We start from the raw sequence: 26,367 nt of genomic DNA, 5'->3' as shown, positions 1-26,367 counted from the left end.
TGGGTTGCCCCACGCGCGGCCATCCGAGACATTCGCGCGACACTTCGCAGAAGAGGCCCGGCTTGACTGCTTCCGTATTTGAACCCTGGAATGATCCTGAGGCAAAGCCCTTGATCCACTTTCAGAACGTCACCAAACGCTATGGCGAGTTCACCGCCATCGACGATTTGACCATCGGCATCTACGAAAAAGAGTTCTATGCGCTGCTGGGCCCTTCGGGTTGCGGCAAGACCACGCTGATGCGGATGCTGGCCGGGTTTGAAACCCCGTCTGAGGGCACCATCCGGCTGGCCGGGCAGGATATTGCGCCGGTGCCGCCGAACAAACGCGCCGTGAACATGATGTTCCAGTCCTACGCGCTGTTCCCGCATTTGTCGGTCTGGGAAAACATCGCCTTTGGCCTGAAGCGCGAAAAGATGCCCAAGCACGACATCAACGACCGGGTCGACGAGATGCTGCGGCTGACCCGGCTGGAGCAATTCGCCCGCCGCAAACCGCATCAGATTTCCGGCGGTCAGCGGCAGCGGGTCGCCCTGGCACGGTCGCTGGCGAAACATCCGAAACTTCTGCTGCTGGATGAGCCGCTGGGCGCGCTCGACAAGAAGCTGCGCCAGGAAACCCAGTTTGAACTGATGGATATTCAGGAGAAGACCGGCACCACATTTGTGATCGTGACCCACGACCAGGAAGAGGCAATGACTGTGGCTTCCCGCGTGGCAGTGATGGATCACGGCAAAATCATCCAAGTGGCCACGCCGGACCGGATCTATGAAAGCCCGAACTCAGTCTATGTGGCTGATTTCATTGGCGATGTGAACCTGATTGCAGGCACTGCAAAACCCAATGGCAGCGACACCTATGCAATGTCCTGGCACGAGGGCCACGCGCCGCTGACCGTGCAGTCCCCGAATCCGCTTTCCGACGGGCAAAATTGTCAGCTGGCAATTCGGCCGGAAAAGGTATCGATCAGCGCCGAAAAACCAGAAAAGGCGGACAATACTGTTCAAGGCCGGATACTGGATATCGCTTATCTGGGCAATATCTCTACCTACCACGTGGAACTGCCAACCGGCGCGGTGATCAAGGCGCAGACCGCAAACACCCGCCGCATCGCCCGCCGCGCCTTTACTTGGGAAGACACTGTCTGGCTGTCATGGACCGCCACGGCAGGCGTTCTTTTGGCAGACTGATGCGCCGCTTTGTCCTGATTGCCATCCCCTATGCCTGGCTGTTGGCGCTGTTCCTGGTGCCCTTTGCCATCGTCCTGAAAATTTCGCTGTCGGATTACGCGATTTCGATCCCGCCCTATGTGCCGCAATTTGATCCGGAAACCGGTATCAAAGCACTGATCGACGCGCTGGACTTTGAAAACTTCATCTGGCTGACCGAAGATGACCTGTACTGGAAGGCTTACCTCAGCTCGCTGAAGATCGCGGTAATCTCAACTTTCTTCACCCTGCTGGCAGGTTATCCGATCGCCTACGCCATGGCACGCGCGCCAGCAGAGTGGCGGCCCACCTTGATGATGCTGGTGATTCTGCCGTTCTGGACATCGTTCCTGATCCGCGTTTATGCGTGGATGGGGATCCTGTCGAACGAAGGCTTCCTCAACCAATTCCTGCTGTGGACCGGGATAATTGCCGAGCCGCTTACCATCCTCAACACAAATACCGCGGTCTACATCGGCATCGTCTACACCTATCTGCCGTTCATGATCCTGCCGGTCTATTCGGCACTGGAACGGCTGGACGGATCGTTGATAGAAGCCGCCGAAGATCTGGGCTGCTCGCGTCTGTCTGCGTTCTGGCTGGTGACAATTCCCTTGTCGAAAACCGGCATCATTGCCGGCAGTTTCCTGGTCTTCATCCCGGTGCTGGGTGAATTTGTCATTCCCTCACTGCTGGGCGGATCAGACACGCTGATGATCGGCAAGGTGCTGTGGGAGGAGTTTTTCTCCAATCGCGACTGGCCGGTGGCATCCGCGGTGGCGGTGGTTCTGCTGCTCCTTCTCGTCATCCCGATTGTGCTGTTCCAGCGCAACCAGCAGAAACAGCAGGAGGCAGAGCAATGAACCGTATGAGCTGGTTTAATGCCGTATCGCTGACCCTTGGCTTTGCATTCCTTTACATCCCAATGGTGATTCTGATCATCTTCAGTTTCAACGAAAGCAAGCTGGTAACAGTCTGGGCCGGGTTTTCGACCAAGTGGTACGGCGAGCTGATGCAGAACGAGGCGTTCCTGAATGCCGCCTGGGTGACCATCAAGGTCGCCGTGTTCTCCTCTACTATCGCCACCGTGCTGGGCACTATCGCCGCCTATGTGATGGTGCGCGGCGGGCGGTTCATGGGGCGGACGCTGTTTTCCGGCATGATCTATGCGCCGCTGGTGATGCCCGAAGTAATCACCGGCCTGTCGCTGCTCCTTTTGTTTATCGGCATCGGACTGGACCGCGGGGTGCTGACCATCGTCCTGGCGCATACCACGTTCTCCATGTGCTATGTCTCGGTTGTGGTGTCCTCGCGGCTGGTGACCTTCGACCAGTCGCTGGAAGAAGCCGCGCTGGATCTGGGCTGCTCCCCGGCAGAGGCGTTCCGGCTGGTGACCCTGCCGATCATCGCACCCGCGGTGATATCCGGCTGGCTCTTGGCCTTTACCCTGTCGCTGGATGATCTGGTGATCGCCTCCTTCACCTCCGGCCCCTCGGCCACCACCTTGCCGATCAAGATCTTCTCCGCCGTGCGCCTGGGCGTCAGCCCCGAGATCAACGCGCTGTCGACGATCATGATCAGCATTGTGACCGTTGGAGTCATCACTGCCTCGCTGGTGACCAAACATCAGATGACCCGCCAGAAACGGGAGGAACAGGCCGCGGAGCGCGTCTGATGCGCCGGATATTTTCCGCTTACGCCTACGGTCCCGGCCCCCGCACAAACTGCTGGTGGGATGAAACCATTGCAGCACCGGACTGGCCGGTGCTGCAGGGCGAAGTCTCCGCCGATGTGGCCGTCATCGGCGGCGGGTTCACCGGCATGTCAGCCGCTCTGCATCTGGCAGAAAGCGGCGTGTCCGTTGCGGTACTAGAGGCCGAGACGCCGGGTTGGGGCGCATCAGGGCGCAATGGCGGTTTCTGCTGTTTGGGCGGATCAAAGCTTTCAGGCAGCACGATGAGGCGGGTTTTTGGCACATCTGCGGCTGATACGTATTACGCCGGCGAGGAAGCCGCGGTGCATCTGGTTCGCGGCCTGCTGCAGACCCATGGCATCGATGCCGACACTCATTCACATGGCGAAACCCAGCTGGCGCACAACGAAAAGGCAGTGCGCCGCCTGCAAGCAGAAGCGGATGCACTGCGTCAGGCGGGAGAGGAACCGGAATTTCTGACCCGCGGCCAGCTCGCGGACAAAGGACTGAATGGCAGCTTCCATGCGGCGCTGACAACACCGGTGGGTTTTGCGCTCAATCCGCGTAAATACCTGTTCGGCCTATCCAAGGCCGCGCAGGATGCCGGTGCCCAATTGTACCAACGCAGCGCAGCGCAGTCGGTACAACAGGCAGGCAGGGGCTATTTTATAGAGACTGCACAAGGGGGCCTGAGGGCATCCAAGGTCATCATCGCAACCAATGGGTATTCTTCGGAGGACCTGCCCGGCTGGCTCGCCGGGCGTTACATGCCTGCACAATCCACCGTCATGGTGACCCGGCCGCTGACCCGGGCGGAACTGGACGCGCAGGGCTGGTTCTCGCATCAAATGGCCTACGACACCCGCAATCTGCTGCATTACTTCCGGCTGATGCCGGACAACCGGTTCCTGTTTGGAATGCGCGGCGGGCTGCTGGCTTCCCCCCGGGCTGAAGCGGGGATACGCCGGAACCTGCGGCAGGATTTTGAGGCGATGTTCCCGGCATGGCGTGAAGTGGAATCCACGCATTTCTGGTCAGGCATGGTTTGCCTGTCGCGCAACCTAGTTCCCTTCATTGGCCCTGTGCCGGAGCGCCCCGGCATGTTTGCCGGGCTGTGCTATCATGGCAATGGCGTGGCGATGGGCAGCTATGCCGGACGGCTGCTGAGTGATCTGGTACAGGGGCACGCGCCCAAACTGCCCTACTCACCCATAGTGCAGAAAATGGCACGCTTTCCGTTTGGCCGCGCCCGCCGGATGCTGATGCCTCCGGCCTATGCGGTTCTGGGCCTGATGGACTGAAGCGCCGCGCGCTCCAGTCCCGAGGCCTGCAAGTCCTGCGCGCCCCCGCGTTCGGCCCGCCACTGGCAATAGGCTGCCATGCGCCAGTGGAACCAAGGCTTCAGCGCCAAGGCCCGCCCGGCAATCCGCGGATCAGGATAGGCGCGCAAAAAGGCGTCTTCTTCATCCTTGGACAGCGGCGCCCCCCGGTACATCAGCTGCATCGCAGGCGACAGGAACAACGCCAGGTCCTCTGCCGGGTCGCCGATTTGCGGGCATTGCCAGTCAATCAGCGTCAGCGTGCCATCATGTGCCAGCAGGTTGCCAGGCACCGGGTCGCCATGAATCAGCACCAGCTGGGACAACGGCGGAACCCGGCCCAACGGGCGAAGCGCCGCCAGCTGATCGCGATTGCGGCAGCTGCTCAGAATTTCAACGGTTTGCTGTTCCAGCGCCGCGCTGCCATTCACGCCGCAAGGCAAGCCCGGCGGCGGCGCCAGGTCGTGCAAACGCCCCAATAGCTGTGCCACATGGCCAGTGTCCTGCTGCCAGGGACTGCCGTTGACATGCGCATAGCCCAGCCACTTCCTGCTTTCAAATTCACCGGTCTGGACCAGCGGCGGCACCATGCCGGTGCCTGACAGTGCCGTCAGCACAGCAACCTCGCGGGCCGGATCATTGGCAAACAGCGGGTTGGCGCCTTCGGCTGCATAAAGCTTGATCACCAGCGCACCGGCCCGCCAGACATGATTGGACCGCCCTCCTGCCAGCCGTCTAGGAGCGGGCACATGAAGACCCAATGCAGACAAATGCGCAAAAAAGCGGGGTTCGAACTGGTCAGGAAGCGGTTGCAGGGCGGTCTCCGATGTTATGCCGCCCTGTTCTTAGACAGTTTTCCCGTCGTCGCATACAGTTGGATCAAGCCTCAGGATCACGCAGCGCGTTCACCGACGAGGCCAGGACCACGGACCCCCCTTCGGTGATCAACCCCACTTCGCCGCCCTGCATCCGGGTTTCGTTCACCTTGAAATAAATCTCGGCATATTCCTGCAGCAGCAACTCGTCGCCTTTGCTGCTTTCGATCACAAAGGCGTATTCCCCCGCCTCTAGCGGGTTGCCGTCATCATCCAGACCGTTCCACTGGAAAGGCTCAGCCGAGACCGGCAGGGCGACGCGCTGCACTTCGGTGCCGTTTTTGTCCTGTACGACCAGTGTCACCGAATCCGCGGCAGCCGCCGGGTTAGGCGCAATAGTGATTTCATTGCTGCCATCAAAGTAGCCCGGAGCCACGGCCCGTGCTTCCATCCCGACCCAGCCTGAAAGTGCCGCCATATTAGCCAGGCCAAGCTGTGATTGCAGCCCTTCCAGCAGGTTGTTGCTCTTGGTCTGTTGCTCGACCATCGAGAACTGCGCCAGCTGCGCGGCATATTCAGTCGAATCCATCGGTTCCAAAGGATCCTGGTTTTTCGCCTGCGCGGTCAGCATTTTCACAAAAGTATCAAAATCCGAGGTCAGACCGGAAGCCTGCTGCGACGACGGCTTCGACGAATTGGCTTGCCCTGAGTTGAATCCCGTAGAAGTAACTGGTGTTGTCATGTGTTCAAACCCTCATGTCCACACCGGCTGTTCCGAGCCGGAGGTTTTGTGTTGCTGCTTCGCCGGCGTCCTTTGCATCGGCGCCGCGTGTCTCTGCTGTGCCGCCGGGCAGGCCGGAACCGCCGTCCGCGTCATCGCCCGGGTGACCGGTGCCGGCCTGTCCGCCGCTGAATTCAAATGAGATATCTTCATATCCCATGCGGCGGAATTCCTCGGCCAGTTCATGGATGTGCCGGCGCATCAAATCGCCGGTTTCCGGACGTTCCGTCTGAATGATCATGGTGATTCCTGTTTCGCTGGCCATCACGCGCATTTTCACATGGCCCAACTCCTGAGGGTTCAAACTCACCTCAACCTTTTGCTCGCCTTTGGCAGCAAATGCTTCAGCCATCTGAGCCGCAATCATGCGCGGCGCTTCCGGGCGATGCGCCCCATGTGAGCCAATTGAGGCTTCCGTCAGCAGCTGCGTCAATCCGGGCGCTTCGCTGGATAACCCCAGTGTTCCGGCCAGTGATCCGGCCAGCGCCTCATCAGTTCTGGACAACAGCTCTGCCGATGTTTTTCCAGCAGTCATCCCGCCAGCAAGCAAAGGCTGCAGCTGAGAAGCTGCCGACTGAATGATTTGCGGCGCTGCAGGCACTGTAGCCGTCCGGACATCACTGCCTTTAACCGGATCGGCTAACGGACTCTCAATTCCGGCTGGTTCCGCTTTAATCTGCGCTCCATTTCCGTTCGAAACAGGTTTGGAAGTTAGATCACGCCTCTGACCCGGCCCCTTCACAGCAACCTGGTTGACCGCAATGCCCGGATTTTCTCCTTGCGCAGCCGGATTGCCCGCCTTCGCTATGCTATCAGACTTTTCACCCATCGACTGAGGCACCGTATGGGTACTTGAACTTGAACCAGTCTCGAGGGATTTCGACTGTGCCGCACTGATTGCATTTCCGTTTTTGCTTTGCCCCGTGCCATCGGTAACTTGTGCCCTTTCCGCCAGAGCCCGTTCATTGGCTGGGACAGCTGTTTGAGCAGCAGTCTCAGGCGAAACGCGGGCAGTGTTTTCCGGGCGATTTCCAGTTTCTCTGGCATCAACCTTGCGGGCAGCGGGTTCAGTACTATCCCCTTGTAGCTTTGTGGCTGAGTTCTCTGGCGCAGCTGCGGGCGTTTTTGCTGCTGCCTGTGTTGCTGAGCGCACTGAAGGCTGCGTTTTCTCTGTGTTTCCAACTTCCCCTGCCTTCTCAGCAGGTTGCACATTGCCCTCAACGGACGAACCGTGATGAATCACTGCCCTTGCTTTAACGCCCGCACCCTGATCAGTGGGACTTGCGCTGGAGGCTGCTTTGGGCATGGCGCCTGGCTGATCATTTTCACCGACAGGTGCACCTTCTTCGGGCTTAATACCGGTGCCGGCCCCTGGGTCCTTCACAATAGGCAGTCCGCTTCGCTGCTCAGCGGCCCGTGACTCAACTCTTTCTCCAGTTGCTGTAATGACGCCGTGCGGGGATTTAACCTTAGTCTCTGCGGCAGCGGCCTCTTCAGCGGAGGAAGTTCCACTACTTTGCAACCCTGAAGCCATTTCCGCATCGGAAAGTACTGGTTCTACCCCAAAGGGTTTCCTTGCCGGTGTTTGCCGCTCCACCTCAAAAAGTGTGCTTCGGCTTGCCTGAACCGGTACGTCCTCGGGTACGTCCTGCCCTGTCGCAATGCGTGTTCCTCGGCTTGCCTGAACCGGTACGCCCTCAGGTACGTCCTGCCCTGTCGCAACGCGCGTGCCTTGGCTTGCCTGAACCGGTACGCCCTCAGGTACGTCCTGCCCTGTCGCAACGCGCGTGCCTTGGCTTGCCTGAACCGGTCCGCCCTCGGGTACGTCCTGCCCTGTCGCAATGCGTGTGCCTTGGCCTTCCTTGCTGCCCTTGTCCGTACTCTCCTGCATCCTGTGTTCAGATTCGGCCTCGACCGATTCGCCCGTAGCTGATTGTTGTTCGGCCGCCGCCTCGCCAGGGCCGGACTGAGCAGACAAAACATCTGAAAAGTCTCTGGAAGTGTTTGATTTTTTTGAACCATCCGGAGAACCGGACGGTGACTTACCAGCAGGACCGGCTTCCAAGCCAAGGATCGAATTCATATTCATGATCGTTTTCCAGACATTCTATCTCGACCCGGACAGACATACCCCAAAGCGGTTACGGCAATTTTAACCGGTTCCTGCGCAGTCTTAGAAAAATCGATGAAATTCGACTTTCAACCGGAGAACCGGACATGTCAGATCTATTGCCAAACATGCTTCAGGCCGCACCTTCAACCACCCCGGTGCGTCCAGCGGTCAGCGATCCACTTCGCGAGGCCGCAATTGAACTCGAAGCCTCCTTCCTTGCAGAAATGCTGAAATCCGCAGGGCTCGGTGAAGCCAGCGAAGGCTTCGGCGGCGGCGCTGGAGAAGAGCAGTTCTCCAGCTTTCTTATTCGCGAACAGGCCACTCAGATCGCCCGCTCTGGCGGGATCGGTTTGGCTGAATCACTTTATCACGCACTAAAGGAGACCCAAGATGAGTGACCCGAAACCTCAGCAGCTCATTGATGAACTTGATCAGATCCTGGACCGCGAGCGCAAGGCGCTGATGGCCGGCGATCTTGGCAAGCTGGAAGATCTTGTGACCAAGAAAGAGAAAGTCATCGGCAAGCTGAATTCCGTGTCAGAGCTTGAACGCGAGTCTCTGGCGCAAGTCCAAACCAAAGTCTCGCGAAACCAGCAGCTTCTGAACAGCGCCAAGGACGGAATACGCGCCGTCGCCGAACGAATGGCCGAGACGCGCCGAATCCGCAAGGGATTGGATGTCTATGACCAGGCCGGCAAGCGGGCCCGTTATGGCACCCGAGGCGGCGGCAAGCTTGAGAAACGGGCCTGAACACAATTTTGAGAAAATTCTAGAGATACCAAATCCCGGCATTAGCACTCCCTTAGCAACTCCTGCGCCAATGTCGCCTTGCACCTTATGAAGGGTGGCGCGGAAGCCGGACGGCGGAACGCACAGTCAGAAAGACGTCACACAGCGCCCCTCGGGGCAAGTAAAATTGGGGCTAAAGCGCCCCACAAATAAAGGAAAAGGCTATGACCAGCATTCTGACCAACAATGGCGCAATGGTTGCTCTGCAGACTCTGCAGTCGATCAATAACAACCTGACCGATACTCAGAACCAGATTTCGACTGGTAAAGAGATTGCCTCCGCCAAGGACAACTCTGCTATTTGGGCAATCTCCAAAGTGATGGAATCGGACGTTGCCGGTTTCAACGCGATTGAGGACGGTCTGGCTCTCGGTGAATCCACTGTTCAAGTGGCGATGGCCGGCGCTGAGCAGATCACCGAAATCCTGAAAGACATCAAGGAAAGGGTGGTTGCAGCAACCGGCGAGAACGTTGACCACACCAAAATCGGTGCTGAAATCACCCAGCTGACCGCACAGGTGAACCAGATCATCGGTGCGTCGCAATTCAACGGGGCAAACCTTCTGTCGGATGACGTGGACGGTAACGGTGCAACTGACATTACTGTGCTTTCCTCCTTGGACCGTTCGGGAACCACTGTTACTGCCTCCAACATCACTGTCGCTTCTGTTGACTTTGTAACAAATTTGGACCTATCGGACATTGATGTGAGTGATTCAGCCCAAGCTGACACTTCCCTCGCACTCATCGAAGCCCACATTGAAACCGCTATCAACGGCGCAGCAGCTCTAGGTGCTGGTTCCGCGCGTATTTCGGACCAGAAAGAGTTCGTTGGCAAGCTAAGCGACAGTTTGAAGTCCGGCATCGGCGCAATGGTCGACACCGACATGGAAGCTGCATCTGCACGGCTGAAGGCACTGCAAACTCAGCAGCAGCTGGGTGTTCAGGCACTCTCCATCGCGAACTCAGCACCGCAGACCCTGCAGCAGCTGTTCCGCTAACAGCCTAATCCGGGGCGCCTTGGGCGCCCCGGACATTCTCTCGGAGAATCTGAAGAAATAATACGTTAGGAAAACACGTGAATGCCCTTCTGAAGGCAAAAAGTGCCTATTCCTCCGCATCAACCCCTACGCGGACGTCCAAGAATCTGGAATATGACGTGATCGCCCGGATCACGCGCCGGATGATTGCAGCGGCAAACAAGGGACGCGGGGGCTTTGCTGAACTTGCAGAAGTTTTACATGACAATCGCAGAATGTGGTCACTTTTTGAAGCTGATGTTCTGCGCGATGAAAATCAGCTGCCTGCGGGCTTGAAAGAGAATTTGGTCTACCTAGCCGCATTCACAAAGGAACACACCAGCAAAGTGATGTCCCGAAAAGAGACCGTTCGCCCACTGGTGGAAATCAACACGGCCATTTTGCGTGGCCTTCGCAGCGGAGCATCCTGAATATGAGCGGATTGGTTCTTAAACTTGCGCCAAAAGAGCGCGTTCTTGTAAATGGTGCCGTTATCGAAAACGGCGACCGCCGAAGCCGCCTGTCCATTGTCACCCCTGATGCCCACATCCTGCGCCTGCGCGATGCGATTCATCCGGAAGAAGCCAATACGCCGGTGCGCCGGGTATGCTATGCGGCGCAGTTGATCCTGTCCGGTGATGCCGACCCCGAGGAAGAGCGCCTGCCAATGCTCCGCCGGATCGAAGAGCTGAGCCAAGTCTTCACCGATCCTGACAGCCGCGCATCCATTGCCGAGGCAACAGAAGCAGTGATCGGCAACAACCACTACCGCTGCCTCAAGGCGCTGCGCACCCTTCTGCCGCGCGAAGACCGGCTGTTTGCTGTCAGACCATCCTGATAGCTTCCAGCTCCTCCAGCCTGCTACAAGAATTGCGGGCTGGAACTCCCATTCGGCTGAACCTGGAAAGCAGCTTTCAGCAATGTACAGGATCGGTGCACAGTCTTAAAATTGGCCGTCGGAAATAGCGTGCATCTGATACTTGCAGGCGACGCAGAGAATGTTGACGAGCAGGCAGTGCAGTCCCTGCACACGAGGACTGGCGCGCTGGCCGCCGCCAACAATTCAGATCACGAAGGTTCAAGACGTGGACCCTGATCAGAGTTGAATATCCCGGTCGGGCAGCGCCGGGCCAGCGCTTTCTTCAAGGCCTCGATGCAGAACCCGGTGTTCCTCGTGCCGGATAGCCCCCAGATCAGCACTTTCCGGCTGTGCCAGCCCATGGCTGCGGCCGAAAAAAGGCCCCCGGCGCATGGGAATGCAGGTTGCATCAGTGCACCAGGCCTGATTGGGGCGGGTGATCGCCAAGCCTTTGAGCAAACATGGGTGAATCTTGTGTTCCGGGTGTTTCCGGCTGGTCTTTGGCGCCTTGCAGATCGGCACAAGACACATGATCCGCATCAGCCGCCGCACGCGGTGCCGCCCGTAACTGTGCCCCTGCCCACCCATGCCGCCAACATGGTGCAGCCCAGTTCGACGCCCAGTCGTGCATAGAATAGGCACCTGCCGATAATGCGGCAGGTTATCCGAGAATTTTCTGACAATGGAGCTGGCCTCCACCGCCTCGGTCGGCAGGTAGGGCACAATTCCTAGGAAGGCGACCAGCAGCGCAATTGTCACGGCGTCGGCGATGAAAAACGGGTTCGCGCCCTTGAACACATCCTGCACGCTCAGATCATCGCGTACGCCGGCCACCACAAAGCAATTGAGGCCAATCGGCGGGGTGATCAGGCAGAATTCGGCCATCTTTACCACCAGGATGCCGAACCAGATCGCGCACATGGTGCCGCTCATGCCAAAGGCGCTGTCTGCGGCCGCCACGCTCTCGCCACCGTTCAGCGCCATCACCGCCGGGTAGACCACCGGCAGCGTCAGCAGCAGCATCCCGATTGCATCCATGAACATGCCCAGAACCGCATAGGCTAGCAGGATGCAGATCAGGATCACTATCGGCGGCATTTCCAGCGCGGTGATCCAGTCGGAGAACGCCCCTGGCAGATCGGCAAACCCCAGGAAGCGCACATAGATCAGCACGCCCCAGATGATGGTGAAGATCATCACCGTCAGCTTGGCTGTCTCCAGGAGTGCCGATTTCAGCTCGGCCCATTTCATGCCCTTCAGGACGTCCATGCAGAACACCGCAAAGGCCCCCAGTGCGCCATCCGACGCTAGGCCGGCAAATGATTGGACGCATGTTTTTTTACCAAGGCACGCTACTTACGGTCGCTTCAGGTTCCAGTGTCTCAGAAACAACCAGCGCCTTCAGATTATCAGGCCAACGCAGATGTCCGCGCGGACCCGTTACAACACAGAAGTATGTAAATACCTCAGTAAGGGCATCCTTGGAGCATCCCTGTGAGAAATTCCATCGCCGCAGTTACTCGCCGGTCAAATGATCAGACGGCAGGTGAAGCCAACGCGCCGCTTACCGTCCCGCCTTGGCCCGGCGCAGCAACAGAAGCAACCGATTGAAACTGCTGGTGATTCCTTCCGGATCTTCGCGGCCGAAAAAACCGTCCAGTTCCGGCCACAGTTTCACTGCCTTGTCCAGCACCGCATCATTCCCCTCAGCATAGAGACCGGCCCTGATCATCACTTCCGATTGTTCATAAGCGCCCAAGAATTTGCGCACATCCTGGATTGCCGTGTTTTCGTCGGCAGTGGCCGCAGCAGGCAGACTGCGGGAGACTGAGCGTGAGACGTCAATCGCCGGGAACCTGCCGCGTTCGGCGATTTCCCGGTTCAATACAATATGACCGTCCAGAACACCGCGAAGAATATCTGCAATCGGCTCATCCATGTCGGAACCGGCCACCAGGACGCTGAATATGGCGGTGATATCACCCTGCCCGTCTGCGCCAGGTCCAGCCCGCTCGCACAGGCCGGTGATCAGCGGTGTTACCGATGGCGGGTATCCGCGCAAGGCAGGTGCTTCGCCCGAAGCGGCTGAAATCTCCCGGTGCGCCTCGGCGAAACGGGTAACCGAGTCGGCAAGGAACAGTACATTCTTACCCTGATCGCGAAAGTGCTCGGCAACTGTCATGGCGGCCCAGGCGCAGCGGCGCCGGACCAGCGCGGACTGATCGGACGTGGCAGCCACCACAACCGCCCGGCGCATGCCATCGGGTCCCAGAACCTGTTCGACAAAGTGATTCACTTCCCGGCCACGTTCCCCGATCAACGCCATGACCACCACATCCGCTTCCATGCATTTGGCCAGTTTTGCCAACAGCGACGATTTTCCGACGCCGGAGCCCGCAAAAAGACCAACCCTTTGGCCGCGCACAATTGGGAGAATCGTGTTCAATACCGCCTGCCCGGTCGCCAAACGCTCCCCCATCGGCCGCCTGCCGGCGGCTTTGGGCGGGGACGCCATCAGATCCCGCGGCGCGGATCCCGGCAACAAGGGGCGGCCATCCAGCGGCTCCCCAAAGGGATCAATCACCCTGCCAATCCAGTGATCGCTGGGCAAAAACTCAGGCGAGGGGTGCAGCACCACCGGGTCACCGACAGCGGCGCCATCAGGCGCCCTATCAGGCAACATACTGATATTATTTCCATTAATTTTCAGAACTTCGCCATGCAACTCGTCCTGCGGGCTGCGCCGCAGCACCAGCCGGTCACCGATCCGCGCGGCAGCAGCCAACCCGCTGACTTCGATTTCCCCGCCAGAGATCGCGGTAACCCTGCCCATCTGTGTTGCCAGGCGTTTTCCGGCTATTTGACGGGTCAGTGCTTGCAGCTCTGCTTTCATTGCAGCGGCCTCCATTGATGTCCTGAAAACAATTTCTAAAGGAATCGGGGTTAAGCCTTGATTGAAATCGATCAAGGGAGAAGCCCTGGTGTTCACAGAACTGAACGTATTCAAAATTTCTCACGCCATGGCAGTTCATGCCGGGACGCGCCAGGCATTGGTATCCCAGAATATCGCCAACGCCGATACGCCTGGTTACCACGCCAAGGACATCAAGCCATTCAAGGAAGTCTTTGCAGCCGGAGCCCGCCCGAGCAGCATGATCGCAACCCGCGGCAGCCATCTGAACGGCACCGCCGGCAACGGCATGGACTGGGCCGTTACTTCAAGCGAGGACGGCAGCGATCCCAATGACAACTCAGTGTCTGTCGAAACCGAACTTCTGAAAGGCGTTGAAGTTTCCCGGCAGCACAAGCGGGCCTTGGCCATCTACAAATCCTCGATGAATATCCTGCGCGCAAGCCTTGGCAAAACCTAAGGGAGGATGAGAGATGAGTGAATTTTCCAGAGCCCTTTCCGTCACTGCCAGCGGCCTCAAGGCGCAAGCCTCGCGTTTGCGCCACGTGTCGGAAAACATCTCCAACGCTGATACTCCGGGCTACCGGCGCAAAACGGTGCCGTTTGAAGCGGTGCGCGAACTGCAAACCGATGTGGAGCATGTGCGCACCGGCCGGGTCACGCTGGACCGCAGCGATCTGGAAGAAGTGTACGACCCTTCGCATCCAATGGCTGATGAAAGCGGGCATTACGACGGCTCTAATGTCGATCTGATGATCGAGATCGCCGACGCCCGTGAAGCCCAGCGCAGCTATGAAGCCAACCTGAAAATGTTCGAGCAGACACGCACGATGTCGGCATCACTCATGGACCTATTGAGACGTTAATCAACACATTTGGAGATCCAGAATGGATATTCGCAGTCTTTCCGCCGCAACCGGCTATGCCGCTGCCCGTCCCGCCACCAAAGCCGATCCCGAATATGCGGGCACTGGCGCAGGCCCCCGCCTGAAAGAGAGCTTTGAGAACTTCGCGGCGACTCTGCAGCAAAGTGAACAGGTCTCAATGCAGGCGATGACCTCAGGCGCAGACCCCCACGCTCTGGTGCAGGCCCTGGCGCAGACCGAACTGGCAGTCGAAACTGCGGTTACCGTGCGCAACAAAGTCGTCGAAGCTTACCAGGAAATCCTGAGGATGCCGGTTTAAGCCATGATGAGCGAAAGCCTCTTCTATGACACGCTGCGCCAAGCGCTGTGGGCCGCCGTCACCATGTCGACGCCGATCCTGGTTGTTGCACTGGTTGTCGGTCTGGCCATCGGCCTGTTTCAGGCTCTGACGTCGGTGCAGGAAATGACCCTGACCTTCGTGCCCAAACTGACAGCGATCCTGGTCGTGTTCTGGATGACAATGGGCTTCATGACACAAACGCTGGTGGCCTTCTTCCATGGCCACGTTGTCCCGATGATTGCCGGAGGTTCGTAATGGAAAATGCAGGCTACGCAACCCTTTCACGCCAAACGGGCCTGATGCGGGAAATGCGCGTTATTGCCAACAATATCGCGAACTCGGCCACAACTGGCTACCGCCAGGAGGGCCTGATCTTCTCGGAATTTGTGCAGTCCTCGCCCGGTCAGCAGTCGCTGTCAATGTCGCGCGCGAATATCTTCAATACCTCGATGGAGCAGGGTCAGCTGACCAAAACCGGCGGCTCCTTTGACTTTGCAATCGAGGGCGACGCCTTCTTTATGGTGGAAACGCCGCAAGGCGAAAGGCTGACCCGTTCGGGTGCATTCTCCCCCAATGCCGATGGCGATCTGGTGACCATGGATGGATACCGGGTGCTGGATGCCGGCCGCGCGCCGGTCTTTGTTCCGCCGGATGCCGGCAAGATCGAAGTCGGGGCGGATGGTTCGCTCAGTGCAAACGGGCGGCTGCTGGGGCAGCTTGGCCTGTTCAAGCCGATGGAGCAGCACACGCTGGTGCGCGAGGACGGAGTGATGTTCCGCGTCGACGGCGAGATTGAGGACAGTTTTGATGCGAAGGTACTGCAAGGCTTTCTCGAAGGTTCCAACGTGAATGCGATTTCCGAAGTGACCCGGATGATCGAAGTCCAGCGCGCCTATGAAATGGGCCAAAGCTTTCTGCAGGCGGAAGACGAACGCATCCGCAATGCCATCAAAAACCTGATCAAGACCTAGGAGAATCCAGATGCGTGCCTTGAAAATCGCAGCGACCGGCATGAGCGCTCAGCAATTGCGGGTGGAGACTATCTCCAACAACCTCGCCAATATGAACACCACAGCCTACAACGCCCGGCGCGCCGAGTTTGCCGATCTGCACTATCAGCAGATCTCGCGGGCCGGCAGTGTCAACGCATCGGATGGCACGGTGCTGCCGACCGGTGTGCAGGTTGGCCTGGGTGTGCGCCCGGCCGCCGTCTCGGTGCATTTATCGCAAGGCGCGCTGCAGCAGACCAACAATGATCTGGATCTCGCCATCGACGGCAAGGGCTACCTTGAGGTCACACTGCCCTCCGGCCAGTCCGCCTATACCCGCGACGGCGCTTTGAAACGCTCAGCCGAGGGGCTGATCGTGACGTCGGACGGTTTTGCAGTTTCTCCCGAAGTCACCATTCCTGATGATGCTGTCAGTATCTCGATAAACGCTGAGGGCGAAGTCTACGGGTACTTTGATGAAACCTCTGCAGGCCAGCTGTTGGGCCAGTTTACTCTGGCGGGTTTCACCAACCCCAAAGGGCTTGAGGCGATCGGCAGCAACCTGTTCACCGAAACAGAAGCCTCTGGTGCTGCCACTGTGTCTACGGCCGGCGAAGACGGGCTTGGCACCCTGCGCCAGGGATATCTGGAGGCCAGTTCCGTGGATGCGGTGCGCGAAGTCACCGAGCTGATCGAAGCCCAGCGGGGCTATGAAATGAATGCCAAGGTCATCTCGGCTGTCGACCAGATGATGGGTGCAACAACACAGGTGCGCTGATGAAACTTGCTCTTGCCTGTCTGACCGCCGCGGCGCTTTGCGCGCCGCCCGCCTGGGCGGAATATCTGATCCCGCTGCGCACGATACGCGCAAAGGCGATCGTCAATGCCGAGGACCTGGCCCTGAAAAAAGGCGAGATCCTTGGTGCACTGTCGGACCCGGCTGCGGTTGTCGGTCAGGAGGCGCGCGTCGCCTTGTACGCAGGTCGGCCGTTGCGGGCTGGCGATATCGGCCCGCCGGCCATCATTGAACGCAATGACCTGGTCACTTTGACCTTCCGCCAGGGTGTCCTGACCATAGCGGCCGAAGGCCGCGCCTTGGGACGCGGTGCTGCTGGTGAGGCCGTCCGGGTCATGAATCTTAATTCCCGCACCACCGTAACCGGGCGGATCGCGGCAGACGGTTCCGTTGAGGTAAACTGATGAAAAAGAAACTTTCTCCCGTCAAACCGCTGCTGTTCGGGCTCGCCCTGCTGGGTGCCTGCGCCCGGATGGATCATATGGGTAAACCGCCCTCTTTCACCCCGTCCAATGAAAGCTCTGAACATGTTGCGATGCTGTACCAGGGATTGCCTGCACAGACACAGAACCGGCGCACCGTTGATGGTGCATCCCTGTGGAGCGGCTCGCAGCAATCGCTGCTGGGCGACCGCCGCGCGATCAAGCGCGGCGATATTCTGACAGTGGTGATCGAGATCGATGAAGAGGCCGAAATTTCCAACGACACCCAGCGCTCACGCTCGGGGGCTGAAAGCCTGAACATGCCGCATCTCCTTGGCCTGCCGCAGCGTCTTGACAGGAAGCTGCCGGAAGGTGCCACCTCCGCCGACGCCGTGGAACTGGGCAGTTCCAGTTCTGCCGGCGGCAAAGGATCCGTCAAGCGCAGCGAAAAGCTGGAATTGCGAGTTGCGGCGACTGTTGTCGACGTTCTGCCCAACGGCGTGCTGGCGATCAGCGGCACCCAGGAACTGCGGGTGAATTTCGAGCTGCGCGAACTTTTGGTGACCGGCTATGTCCGGCCGCAAGACATCAGCCGCCAGAACGAGATCACCTATGACAAGATCGCTTCGGCCCGTGTGTCCTATGGCGGCCGTGGCCAAATCACTGACGTTCAGCAGCCGCGCTACGGCCAGCAGCTGCTCGACGCCATTCTGCCGTTCTGAGGATTGCCATGCTGTCTAAACTCCTTCCAGTCACCCTGCTGATCATCGGGACCGGAGGCGGCATTGGCGCCGGCATCATGCTGGCGCCTCCGCCTGAAGAAAATCAAGCCGCTGCCGGCGGCGAGGCCGCCCCAGCCCCGAAAGAGGCCGCAGAGGAAACCGAAGAAGAAAGCGAAGAAAACCAGCGCGAATACATCAAAGTCGGCGACCAGTTTGTAGTGCCGATTGTGGAGCGCGACCAGATGACATCCCTGGTGGTGATCTCGCTCAGCCTTGAGGTAAAGAAAGGCATTGCCGAAAAGGTGCATTCCTACGCGCCCAAATTGCGGGATGTTTTCCTGCAAGTTCTCTTCGACCACGCCAATATGGGCGGTTTCCGCGGAGCGTTTACCCGCTCAGATGTCTTGGAGCCCCTGCGCACAGCGCTGCGCGAGGCGGCACAGAAACATATCGGCAAAGGCGTCTATGACGTTTTGATCATGGAAATATCGCGGCAGGACGTCTGACCGGCGAGCCGCAGATCCAATGTAGAAAAGGCCGGACCCGCAAGGGACCGGCCTTTTTTTGCTCAGGCAATACTCAAGGTATTTTCAGCTGTCCAACAGCCGGTCCATGAAGGTTTTTGCCTGTTCCGCCTTGTGCCGCTTGCGTTCGGAGGCCGCCATGGTTTCCACCGCGTGTTTGCGTCCAAAGGCTTTGCGCAGCTGATCCATCATCCGCAGCTTTTGTGCCGTGGCCTGCGCCAGCTCCAGGTTCAATTGGCGCCGGGTGCGGGTATGCCAGCCTTGCCACAACAGATCTGCCCCCAAAGCCTTCATTGTGTGATCGCTGTCTGCCTGTTCCCGGACTGTCTGCACCTGGCTGTTCAGTTTGGCCAACTGCCCGCGAAGCTGCGCTTCCCGGGCCAGAGCCGGCTGTATTTTCGCATGTTCCTGCATATACTGCGCTGCAGTCACTGCCGCCATCTGATCCAGCATCTTCTGCTTCATGTGATCTTTCCTTTAGCACGCTTGCGCATCTCTTCGGCAAACCGGATGGCCGCCGCCACCGGTGCGTAATGCTCTTCCAGAATTTCGCCGCCGATCTCAATCGTGGCATGCAATGCCCGCGCCGTCGGCGGATCACTGTGAATCGGAACGCCGTTTTCATTGGCAACACGCCGGATCGCCGCGGCCACTTCATCAACCCCCTTGGCAACGCAGACAGGCGCGGAACCCTTTTCGCGGCTCCATTGCAGCGCCACCGCATAGTGAGTCGGGTTGACAACCACCACGTCGGCTTTGGGCACATCGGCCATCATTTGCCCCATCGCAATCTGCTGGCCGCGCTGACGGCGCTGGCCTTTCATATGGGGATCGCCTTCGGATTCCTTCATTTCGTCCTGGATCTCCTTCCGGGACATCATGTTCTTGCGATGGTGTTCCGCATGTTGAAAGGCCGCATCCACAATACCGATCGATAACGCGATGAGCAGCGCCAAAAACAAAAACTCCATCGCCAGCTGCGCCAGCATCAAGACAACTGACTGCGGGCCAGTGCCGGACGAAGCGATCATGTCCGGAAGCCGGTAAGACAGGTAGACGCCCAGACAGATCGAATAGAGAACCAGCTTCACAAAACTTTTGAAAAACTCGAACAGCCCGGATCTGCCAAATTTATTCTTGGCTCCCGAGATGAGAGAAATACGAGACAGCTTCGGCTCCAGCTTACTGGGCGCAAAAACCAGCGCACGCTGTCCGACAATCGACAACAGAACCAATGCAAAGGGAACCAGAAACCATGGCAGAGCAGGGCGCACGGTACTTCCGATGAAGCCCCCCACAGGTGCCGCAGCCGGCCCGTCAAAGAACAGCGGGGCCAGCTTGTCCGGCTGGTCCAGAAAGGCCATCAGAGCGGTGCCTATCCCCTCAACGCTGCTGCTGCCGGCAGTGTAGACTGCGATGATCAGACCCAGATAGGCTGCGGCGACGGACAGATCCGTAGATTTGGCAACTTCGCCTTTCTCCCGGGCCTTGCGGAGTTTCTGTTCCGTCGGCTCGAATGACTTGTCTGAATCGTCGTCCTGACCGCTCATGGCATGCCGCCTCCAGGATTCGACATAAAGGTCATCAGAGCCCTGGACCAAACATCCAGGATCATCGGACTGCCGACCATCAGGATAAACAGACCGCCGAAGGTAATCGCCGGCGCGCCGACCATGGCCACCATCAGCTGCGGCATAGCCCGGTTAATCACGCCCAGCGCCAAGTTGTAAATCACCGCTGTAATGACAAAAGGCGCCGCCAGTGTGAACGCCAGCGAAAAGCTTTGCGAAACCCGGTACACACCCCATTCCGCCAACCCGGAAGCCGCAGGAAACTGACCAGCAGGAAACAGCTGGTAAGAGCCAATAAGCAATTCCGCCGCCCGGATATGCAGACCCATCATGACAGCAAGGGTCACACCGGAAATCATCAGAACGGCCCCCAGAGCCGGCATCGGCTCTGCGCCGATGCCGCCCAGAACCTGTGACAACGACGTGCTTTGCGCCGCCATTGTACCGGCCGTTTGCAACGCCAAAACAAAGATCCGGACACCAATGCCCAGTGCCAGGCCGATGATCGCTTCGGCAACAGCAATCCGGGCAAATTCTATGGCACCATCCGGCTCAGGGAGGGCCGGAAGTGCAGGCGCAACCACAAAAGTAAAGGCCGCAGCAACTGCAAGTTTGACCCGGGTGGGAACATACAGCTCACCCACCGCAGGCAGGACCGATACCATGGCCGACACCCGCAGAAATACGAGTGCAGCATGCCAGAACCCTGCCCCCAGCAGCGCTATAAGCTCTGGCGGCAGAAAGCTCAGGTTCATGCTTGCACCATTCCAACCAGGGCAGGCCGCGCCTCAAGGCCGATTTCTTCGAACGATAGAACCGGGTTGCTGATACCCCGCGACTTCAAAATGGTCTTCAGGTAACGGCGGCGGCGGGTCGAGGTCACAACAGCCGCAAACACACCTTGGTCGGTGATTGCCGACAGCTTCTCGGTCAGCCCGTCCGCAAGCATATTGAACAAGTCGGGCGGCAAGGCAATGTCCAACCCGGCACCCTGCGCATCCACTTGATAGGTAGAAAATTTGTCTTCCCATTCCGGCGCCAGCTGGATCAACGGAATGGTCCCGTCCTCGCGTTTCATCTCGGCCACCAGCTGGAAGCCCAGCCGCTGGCGCACATGTTCACAGATCAGCTCGGGCTGGGTTGTGTGCTGCCGGGCTTCGGCAATCGATTCCAAGATCAGCGGCATATTGCGGATGGAAACCCGCTCCTCCAGCAGCAGACGCAACACCGAGTGAAGCGTATCCATCGGAACCTTGTCCGGCACCAGCGCATCCAGCAGCTTGCGGTTCGCTTCGGACCGGAAGTTATCGGAAAGCTGCGTCATCTCATCCAACAGGCGGCGCAGCGATTTGAGTGTCAGCAAGCGGGAGAAATTCTGCTTGATGATCTCCAGCAAATGGGTCGCCAGGATTTCCGGCGGTGTGACTACGGTAGCCCCGGCCAGGGCGGCCTGTTCCTGCGACTTGGCAGAAATCCAGCGGGCCGGCGCGCCGTAGACCGGCTCAGTCACATCAGTGCCTGGTGGCAGCGCGTCATGATTGTCCGGCATCAAGGCCAGAACCATGTCAGGATGCAAAGTGCCGCGCACCTGCTCAACCCCCTGCACTTTGACCACATAGGTGCCTCTTTCCAGCTCATGCTGATCAGTCAGCCGGATTTCCGGCAGGATCAGACCAAAGGTGGTGGCAATATGGGACCGCATGTTGGCTATGCGGGCATCAAGCCCGGTGCCGGCATCAAGAACCATGCTGACCAGATCCGGCGAAAACTCCAGGTGCAGATCATCCAGATCCAAAATATCTCCCAGCGGCCGGGTTGCCGTAGGGTCTGCAGCTTCTTCGATTTTTTCCTCGATCTCCGCCTCTGCTTCGTCCTGCTTCTTCTTTGCCATCCGGAAAGCTGCGTAGCCCAGCACACTGCCACCGGTCACGAAGGGCAGAAATGGCAGACCGGGAACCAATGCAAACAGGATCATCAGCACAGAAACAGTTGTCAGCGCGGCGGGATGGCGGCCGAATTGCTCGAACAGGGCGGTATCTGTGGCGCCGGTGGTGCCGCCGCGGGCCAGCAGCAGAGCTGCTGCAATGGAAATGATCACAGATGGGATCTGCGACACCAGACCATCGCCCACAGTCAGGATGGCATAGGTTTCAAACGCGCTGCCAACAGGCATGCCATGGACCAGAACGCCCATGATCAGCCCCATGACCAAGTTAAGCAAGGTGATCAAAAGCCCGGCAATGGCGTCGCCTTTGACAAATTTCGACGCACCGTCGAGTGAGCCAAAGAATGTGGTTTCCTGCTGATCCCGCTCACGGCGCTCCTTGGCGGTCTGGTGGTCGATGGCGCCGGCTGACATGTCGGCGTCGATCGCCAGCTGTTTGCCTGGCATACCATCCAGTGCAAACCGGGCGCCCACTTCTGCCATCCTGGCAGCGCCCTTGGTGATCACCATGAAATTGACGATCAACAGCACCCCGAACACCACAAGACCCAGGAATACGCTGCCCCCCATCACAAACTGGGCGAAACCCTCGATCACATTGCCGGCCGCGTCGGTGCCGGAATGCCCCTGGCCGATGATCAGTTTGGTGGAGGATATGTTCAGTGACAGCCGAAGCATCAGCGAGGCCAGAAGGATCGTCGGGAATGAGGAAAAATCCAGCGGCCGTTCTATGAACAGAGTGATGGTGAAGATCAGAATGGCGAGCCCAAAGGAGGCCGCCAGGCCAACATCCAGCACCCAGGCCGGCATCGGCAGGATCATCATCACAATGATCGCCATCAACGCTAGCGCCAGCAGGACGGTCGGACTGAATAGTTGTTCAGTGGTTAGCTTAGGCACAGGTCAGGCCCCGCAAATTGCTAGATTCAAACTGATGGAATGCCTGGATTGGTGCCCAAGGATCCAATCTGAAGCGCATGTCCGTTTTCCGGGGCTTTGTCAGCACCTGCGGTTGCCGCGCAAACAGCCGTCTGCCAGCCAACCGGTGCCGACGATCAGACTTTGCGATACCGGTTGCCGGCAATCGGTGCCTGTCAGTCTTAATCAAGTGAGATTTCAGAACGAAACTCGTTACTGAGCGCGTCCAGAATTCTGCGCCTATTGCGCGCAGAAACAGCCCTTTCAGGCAAAGTACTAAATAGTTTTCCGGCATTCTGCCCGTCCAAATCAGGATTCACCCGATCATCACGTTACCGGCAGCCCGTTGACAAAGTGTTATCAGCACAAACAAAGGCCGCCCTTGATCCGGGCGGCCTTTGTTTGTGTGAACATTCTGTCAGATTACTGAAAATACTAAGGGCTTTCCAAGTCTGTGCCAACTTTGTTCAACAGATCAGCAATGCCGCCACGTGTGCCCGCACTGCTTTCAACCAAGGCCCGTGCGTGAGCCAACGGAGACAAGCCCTCTGGATCTTGCGCAGTTTCGCCAATTTGCGTGGTGACAGAGGCAACGGCACCGAATTGCGCGTCATCTCCAGTCTCCATCGCTTCGATGGCGCCCAGGTTTTCGGAATGCCAGAACCCGCGGGCGGCTGCGTTGGCCTCATCTTCGGCAAGAAGATACTCTCCGGCCCGGTCATATTCGCCATTGCGCCACAAGGCTGCCGCACGCATTTTGTTGGCTTCGGAACTTTCCAGCCCCATCAGCTCGACAAGGGCCCGATGCGGCTTGTCCAACTCTAACGCGGCCTCGGCCATCATCAGGCGGCGGGCTTCGTTTTCCGGCTCCAGCGCAAGCTTGGTAAGCAGGCCCTGTGCTTGTTCGGCAAATCCAAGGTCCAGCAGCCTGCGGGCGACGGCCGGAGCTACCGATGCGGCTTCAGTCGCGCTGGCTTGACCGGAGAAAACCAGTGAGTACTGCAAAAAAGTCACGTCATCTGCACGTTCTGCCAACAGCAGCATCAACGGCTCCAGCGCCGCTGACCGGGCATTCGGGCCGTCCTGCTCAGACAGGTTGTTCAGTTCTTGAAATGCATCCTGAAACTGCCCCATCAGGGCAAGAGAAGCGACCTGCGCCTGACGCAACTCTGCTCCGAGCTCTGTTTCGCGGTTTTCAAGTTCATAAGAGGCAATCAAATCCGGCACGTCAGGAGACAGCGCCTTGCGCTCCTTGACGCTGAGAGCAACCAGATCGATCAGTGCTGCCGGTGCATTTCCGTTCCGTTCTGCAACCTCGCTGGTCAGCTCTTCGGCCACCTTTTCGGTATCGCCTGCCAATTCGGCAATCGCCGCCTCAGCAAGATTGATTTCCGGAACGTCCTCAACCCCGGTCCGGTCAACCGCTCTCAGCACTGCCTCGGCGATATGGTTATCTCCGGCTTCGGCAAACATCTTGCTGATCCGAGGCCCCAGGTGCACCCGCAGGTGAGTCGGCATTTTGGAAAACGCTTGCTGAATGGCGTCGGTGTTGGCGCTCTTCTTGACCAGACCATCCGCCAAAGCGCCCCACAGGGCACTGTCGCCTTCGCAGCCTTGCTGACCTGAGAACGGGTGATTAACCGGCAGAACAGCTCCATCCATCAGCATCGCCATTGCCTCAAGAAAGGCTATATCCGGCGCATCCTGATTTTCTGGAGGGAGAATAGTCAGAATGGAGCGAGCTTCGGCGCCAAAGCCGAAATAGAGATACATCCGTGCGAGCGCAAATACACTCGCTGGATTCACATCATCAAATTCCCGGACCAATGCGCTGCGCACCGGTGCCAGCTGATCCGCAAACGGGCTTTCATTGCCCCAGGAATGGATGGCAACATCACGGTTTTGCAAACAATGCTCTGCTTCTCCGCTGCCACCAGTCAGGGCAGCCTTCAGCCCGGTTTCACGATCGATAGCAGAGGTCACGGAAATGTGGTCCAAAGGGTTCAACGGCCTGTCTGTACGACCCAAAGGGTCCAATACAGCGGCGCTATCGGCATCAGGAAGCCCATTTGCTGCAACACTCAGAAGTCCTTGATTTGCAGCCCGTCCGATCTGTTGCAGCAACCGTTGCTCGGAATCTTGGACCGCTGCCGCGCGCTCAGTTTCTTCCAGGTTGAGCAGCACTCTGGTCTCAGGGAGCCCGGAAGCCGCATTGGCTTCGGCGGTTTCTGTCTGAACCGGAAAGCTGTTGCCATCCAACGGCAAAACTACTTCTACAGCTTCTTCTTGCTGTTTGGTTGCACTCAGGTCCGGAGCTTCTTCAGCGTCCTGCGGCCGGACTGTTTGCGCCGGATCCGCTCGCCCCGCAACAGCCGCTGCCAATTCCAGGGCCATCCGCGCGTCAGCTGCGGCCGATTGAGAGAAACTGAACCTGTAACCGCTCTGTGTGGCCTGCGGAGTGAGTGGCAGAATACTGCTGGTAGCAGAATACTGCCGCTGTGTTTCCGGTTTACCGCCATCACGTATATCAAGCACCAAGTAGCCATTCTTCTGAACATAAGACGTGACCGTGCAGTCACAGCCTAGCTGCAATCGAAGCGGCTGACCTGGCCCGTTCTGCACAAGTGATTGCAGGCGGGTGCGAGGGATCAGGTTGAAGACACGTGAAGTATCGAAAACTGCCTGTGGCGCGTCAATGTTCACTGTCGCCGTCGTGCCGCTTTGAGCCAGCGACCAATCCGCGCCATCCGGCAGGCGCATCACCAGGCGGGTAAAGCCGTTGTGCTCTCCTGACCGGGTCACAATTGTCTGCGCCTGGACAGCTCCTGCCGTCAGAAGCGCGGCTGCAGTGGCAAGTGCTCGCCAAATCATGCTGCGTCCTGTTTCACCGATTTGAGGGCTTCTTCAAGTTCAGCAAAGCCGGGACGGAAATGCGAAGGTGTGTTCTGGCGCCCGACTTCGATGCAGATTGCCGCTGCATGGTTGTGCAGATTGGCCACCAGAACCTCACGGATAAGCTGATAAAAATGCGCGTCTTCCTCGGTTACCGCTTTTACCTTGGTCGCAAAGGGACCCACGAGGCCATAAGCCAGGAACACGCCAAGAAAGGTGCCGACCAGAGCGCCGCCGATCAGTTTACCCAGAACTTCCGGGGGCTGATCGATAGAGCCCATGGTTTTGATGATACCAAGCACCGCCGCAACAATTCCCAGCGCCGGCAGCCCGTCTGCCAGGGTTTGCAAAGCGTGGCTGGAGTGCATTGCATGGTGCAGGTTGGCCTCCATGCGCTTTTCCAGCACTTCTTCCACCTGATGCGGATCGTCATAGTTCATCGAGGCCGACCGCATGGTGTCGCAAATCAGGTTCACTGTTTCCTTGTCTGCCAGAATCTTGGGGTATTTATTGAAGACAGAGGAGTTTTCGGGGTCTTCAATGTGTTGCTCCACTTCAACCGGATTCGCCCGTGCGATCCGGATCAGGGCAAACAGAAGGCACAGCAGGTCGCGGTAGTCGTCCGGCTTCCACTTAGGGCCCTTGAAGACCTTACCGACGTCCTTCAACGTATGCTTGATGCCGCCCATGTCATTGCCGATCAGAAAAGCACCGGCTCCGGCACCACCGATCATCATCAACTCAAAGGGCATGGCCTTAATAATGATCGCCATCTTGCCGCCGGCCAGGAGATAGCCGCCGAACACCATGACAAAGATCACCACTATGCCTACAATCCCGATCATGGGTCCACTCCGAATTCCATTGGTTTTTAT

28 protein-coding genes and 1 pseudogene are annotated in these 26,367 nt (G+C 58.3%); 18 read left to right on the top strand and 11 right to left on the bottom strand.

Annotated elements, in window-relative coordinates; translation table 11 throughout:
• The first annotated feature begins 62 nt into the window (after window positions 1–62).
• From K3555_RS20915 to K3555_RS20900, 4 genes are read left to right on the top strand one after another with little or no spacing between them, the layout of a single operon-like run.
• Window positions 63–1,190 (top strand): ABC transporter ATP-binding protein, encoded by a 1,128-nt coding sequence (locus K3555_RS20915; RefSeq protein ID WP_259988856.1) that lies wholly within the window; start codon window positions 63–65, stop codon window positions 1,188–1,190.
• Complete coding sequence (locus K3555_RS20910; protein ID WP_259995531.1) at window positions 1,190–2,071, top strand: ABC transporter permease subunit; 882 nt, start codon at window positions 1,190–1,192, stop codon at window positions 2,069–2,071. The genes K3555_RS20915 and K3555_RS20910 overlap by 1 nt, the downstream gene beginning before the upstream one ends.
• Window positions 2,068–2,883: an ABC transporter permease gene (locus K3555_RS20905; RefSeq protein WP_260006903.1), complete on the top strand. Its 816-nt coding sequence runs from the start codon at window positions 2,068–2,070 to the stop codon at window positions 2,881–2,883. Before K3555_RS20910 ends, K3555_RS20905 begins: the two co-directional genes overlap by 4 nt.
• The gene (locus K3555_RS20900) at window positions 2,883–4,202 is read left to right on the top strand and encodes an FAD-binding oxidoreductase (protein WP_260006902.1); all 1,320 of its coding nucleotides are present in this window, start codon (window positions 2,883–2,885) and stop codon (window positions 4,200–4,202) included. The genes K3555_RS20905 and K3555_RS20900 overlap by 1 nt, the downstream gene beginning before the upstream one ends.
• On the opposite strand, the gene K3555_RS20895 is transcribed toward K3555_RS20900, so the two are convergent.
• The 3 genes from K3555_RS20895 to K3555_RS20885 all read right to left on the bottom strand — a co-directional run bounded on the left by K3555_RS20895 (window position 4,175) and on the right by K3555_RS20885 (window position 7,905).
• The gene (locus K3555_RS20895) at window positions 4,175–4,906 is read right to left on the bottom strand and encodes a phosphotransferase (RefSeq protein WP_409201222.1); all 732 of its coding nucleotides are present in this window, start codon (window positions 4,904–4,906) and stop codon (window positions 4,175–4,177) included. The genes K3555_RS20900 and K3555_RS20895 overlap by 28 nt on opposite strands.
• 193 nt (window positions 4,907–5,099) lie before the next feature.
• Window positions 5,100–5,777 (bottom strand): flagellar hook capping FlgD N-terminal domain-containing protein, encoded by a 678-nt coding sequence (locus K3555_RS20890; RefSeq protein ID WP_260006901.1) that lies wholly within the window; start codon window positions 5,775–5,777, stop codon window positions 5,100–5,102.
• 4 nt (window positions 5,778–5,781) lie between these two features.
• Window positions 5,782–7,905 (bottom strand): flagellar hook-length control protein FliK, encoded by a 2,124-nt coding sequence (locus K3555_RS20885; RefSeq protein ID WP_260006900.1) that lies wholly within the window; start codon window positions 7,903–7,905, stop codon window positions 5,782–5,784.
• A 149-nt stretch (window positions 7,906–8,054) separates the two neighbouring features.
• On the opposite strand from K3555_RS20885, the gene K3555_RS20880 reads away from it, so the two are divergent.
• From K3555_RS20880 to flbT, 5 genes are all read left to right on the top strand, one after another.
• The gene (locus K3555_RS20880) at window positions 8,055–8,327 is read left to right on the top strand and encodes a rod-binding protein (RefSeq protein WP_260008574.1); all 273 of its coding nucleotides are present in this window, start codon (window positions 8,055–8,057) and stop codon (window positions 8,325–8,327) included.
• Complete coding sequence (locus K3555_RS20875) at window positions 8,320–8,679, top strand: flagellar protein FlgN (RefSeq protein ID WP_260006899.1); 360 nt, start codon at window positions 8,320–8,322, stop codon at window positions 8,677–8,679. The genes K3555_RS20880 and K3555_RS20875 overlap by 8 nt, the downstream gene beginning before the upstream one ends.
• Window positions 8,680–8,882: 203 nt before the next feature.
• The gene (locus K3555_RS20870; RefSeq protein WP_260006897.1) at window positions 8,883–9,719 is read left to right on the top strand and encodes a flagellin; all 837 of its coding nucleotides are present in this window, start codon (window positions 8,883–8,885) and stop codon (window positions 9,717–9,719) included.
• A gap of 77 nt (window positions 9,720–9,796) precedes the next feature.
• Window positions 9,797–10,168, top strand: coding sequence for a flagellar biosynthesis regulator FlaF (gene flaF / locus K3555_RS20865; RefSeq protein WP_260006895.1), 372 nt, complete (start codon window positions 9,797–9,799; stop codon window positions 10,166–10,168).
• A gap of 2 nt (window positions 10,169–10,170) precedes the next feature.
• Window positions 10,171–10,575 (top strand): flagellar biosynthesis repressor FlbT, encoded by a 405-nt coding sequence (gene flbT, locus K3555_RS20860; protein ID WP_260006893.1) that lies wholly within the window; start codon window positions 10,171–10,173, stop codon window positions 10,573–10,575.
• 720 nt (window positions 10,576–11,295) lie between these two features.
• Here flbT and K3555_RS20855 read toward each other — a convergent pair.
• Together K3555_RS20855 and K3555_RS20850 are read right to left on the bottom strand one after the other, a co-directional pair.
• A pseudogene (locus K3555_RS20855) lies at window positions 11,296–11,895 on the bottom strand (TRAP transporter large permease subunit); the annotation flags it as partial.
• A gap of 265 nt (window positions 11,896–12,160) precedes the next feature.
• Window positions 12,161–13,489, bottom strand: coding sequence for a FliI/YscN family ATPase (locus tag K3555_RS20850; protein ID WP_260006892.1), 1,329 nt, complete (start codon window positions 13,487–13,489; stop codon window positions 12,161–12,163).
• A gap of 88 nt (window positions 13,490–13,577) precedes the next feature.
• On the opposite strand from K3555_RS20850, the gene K3555_RS20845 reads away from it, so the two are divergent.
• From K3555_RS20845 to K3555_RS20805, 9 genes are read left to right on the top strand one after another with little or no spacing between them, the layout of a single operon-like run.
• Complete coding sequence (locus K3555_RS20845; RefSeq protein WP_259992714.1) at window positions 13,578–13,967, top strand: FlgB family protein; 390 nt, start codon at window positions 13,578–13,580, stop codon at window positions 13,965–13,967.
• 13 nt (window positions 13,968–13,980) lie between these two features.
• The gene (flgC, locus tag K3555_RS20840; RefSeq protein WP_024092263.1) at window positions 13,981–14,373 is read left to right on the top strand and encodes a flagellar basal body rod protein FlgC; all 393 of its coding nucleotides are present in this window, start codon (window positions 13,981–13,983) and stop codon (window positions 14,371–14,373) included.
• 22 nt (window positions 14,374–14,395) lie between these two features.
• On the top strand, window positions 14,396–14,692 hold the full coding sequence (gene fliE, locus K3555_RS20835; RefSeq protein WP_259995575.1) for a flagellar hook-basal body complex protein FliE: 297 nt from the start codon (window positions 14,396–14,398) through the stop codon (window positions 14,690–14,692).
• Window positions 14,693–14,695: 3 nt separating this feature from the next.
• Window positions 14,696–14,968, top strand: a complete 273-nt coding sequence (locus K3555_RS20830; protein WP_027257092.1) for a flagellar biosynthetic protein FliQ — start codon at window positions 14,696–14,698, stop codon at window positions 14,966–14,968.
• The gene (locus tag K3555_RS20825; protein ID WP_129372533.1) at window positions 14,968–15,684 is read left to right on the top strand and encodes a flagellar hook-basal body complex protein; all 717 of its coding nucleotides are present in this window, start codon (window positions 14,968–14,970) and stop codon (window positions 15,682–15,684) included. Before K3555_RS20830 ends, K3555_RS20825 begins: the two co-directional genes overlap by 1 nt.
• 10 nt (window positions 15,685–15,694) lie before the next feature.
• Window positions 15,695–16,480: a flagellar basal-body rod protein FlgG gene (flgG, locus tag K3555_RS20820; RefSeq protein WP_259988827.1), complete on the top strand. Its 786-nt coding sequence runs from the start codon at window positions 15,695–15,697 to the stop codon at window positions 16,478–16,480.
• Window positions 16,480–16,902 (top strand): flagellar basal body P-ring formation chaperone FlgA, encoded by a 423-nt coding sequence (gene flgA / locus K3555_RS20815; protein WP_129372534.1) that lies wholly within the window; start codon window positions 16,480–16,482, stop codon window positions 16,900–16,902. The genes flgG and flgA overlap by 1 nt, the downstream gene beginning before the upstream one ends.
• Entirely contained in the window at window positions 16,902–17,642 is a 741-nt protein-coding gene (flgH, locus tag K3555_RS20810; protein ID WP_260006890.1) for a flagellar basal body L-ring protein FlgH, read from the top strand. The genes flgA and flgH overlap by 1 nt, the downstream gene beginning before the upstream one ends.
• 8 nt (window positions 17,643–17,650) lie before the next feature.
• A complete protein-coding gene (locus tag K3555_RS20805) occupies window positions 17,651–18,148 on the top strand; it encodes a flagellar basal body-associated FliL family protein (RefSeq protein WP_260006889.1) in 498 nt (165 codons plus the stop codon).
• An 84-nt stretch (window positions 18,149–18,232) separates the two neighbouring features.
• Here K3555_RS20805 and K3555_RS20800 read toward each other — a convergent pair whose 3' ends face one another.
• The 6 genes from K3555_RS20800 to motA form a co-directional block, all read right to left on the bottom strand.
• Window positions 18,233–18,631, bottom strand: a complete 399-nt coding sequence (locus K3555_RS20800; protein ID WP_259995591.1) for a hypothetical protein — start codon at window positions 18,629–18,631, stop codon at window positions 18,233–18,235.
• Window positions 18,628–19,716, bottom strand: coding sequence for a flagellar type III secretion system protein FlhB (gene flhB, locus K3555_RS20795; RefSeq protein ID WP_260006887.1), 1,089 nt, complete (start codon window positions 19,714–19,716; stop codon window positions 18,628–18,630). The genes K3555_RS20800 and flhB overlap by 4 nt, the downstream gene beginning before the upstream one ends.
• Window positions 19,713–20,492, bottom strand: coding sequence for a flagellar biosynthetic protein FliR (locus tag K3555_RS20790; RefSeq protein ID WP_259995602.1), 780 nt, complete (start codon window positions 20,490–20,492; stop codon window positions 19,713–19,715). The genes flhB and K3555_RS20790 overlap by 4 nt, the downstream gene beginning before the upstream one ends.
• Window positions 20,489–22,522 (bottom strand): flagellar biosynthesis protein FlhA, encoded by a 2,034-nt coding sequence (gene flhA / locus K3555_RS20785; protein ID WP_409201223.1) that lies wholly within the window; start codon window positions 22,520–22,522, stop codon window positions 20,489–20,491. Before flhA ends, K3555_RS20790 begins: the two co-directional genes overlap by 4 nt.
• Before the next feature lie 513 nt (window positions 22,523–23,035).
• Window positions 23,036–25,471 (bottom strand): hypothetical protein, encoded by a 2,436-nt coding sequence (locus K3555_RS20780; protein ID WP_260006886.1) that lies wholly within the window; start codon window positions 25,469–25,471, stop codon window positions 23,036–23,038.
• Window positions 25,468–26,337 carry a flagellar motor stator protein MotA gene (gene motA, locus K3555_RS20775; RefSeq protein ID WP_027257081.1) on the bottom strand — a complete coding sequence of 290 codons (870 nt, stop codon included), beginning with the start codon at window positions 26,335–26,337 and terminating at the stop codon, window positions 25,468–25,470. Before motA ends, K3555_RS20780 begins: the two co-directional genes overlap by 4 nt.
• Between the last annotated feature and the right edge of the window lie 30 nt (window positions 26,338–26,367).

Origin of the sequence: Leisingera sp. M527 (assembly GCF_025141525.1) — a bacterium.
Lineage (GTDB): Bacteria > Pseudomonadota > Alphaproteobacteria > Rhodobacterales > Rhodobacteraceae > Leisingera.
This window is presented reverse-complemented; position numbering and strand designations above follow the sequence as displayed.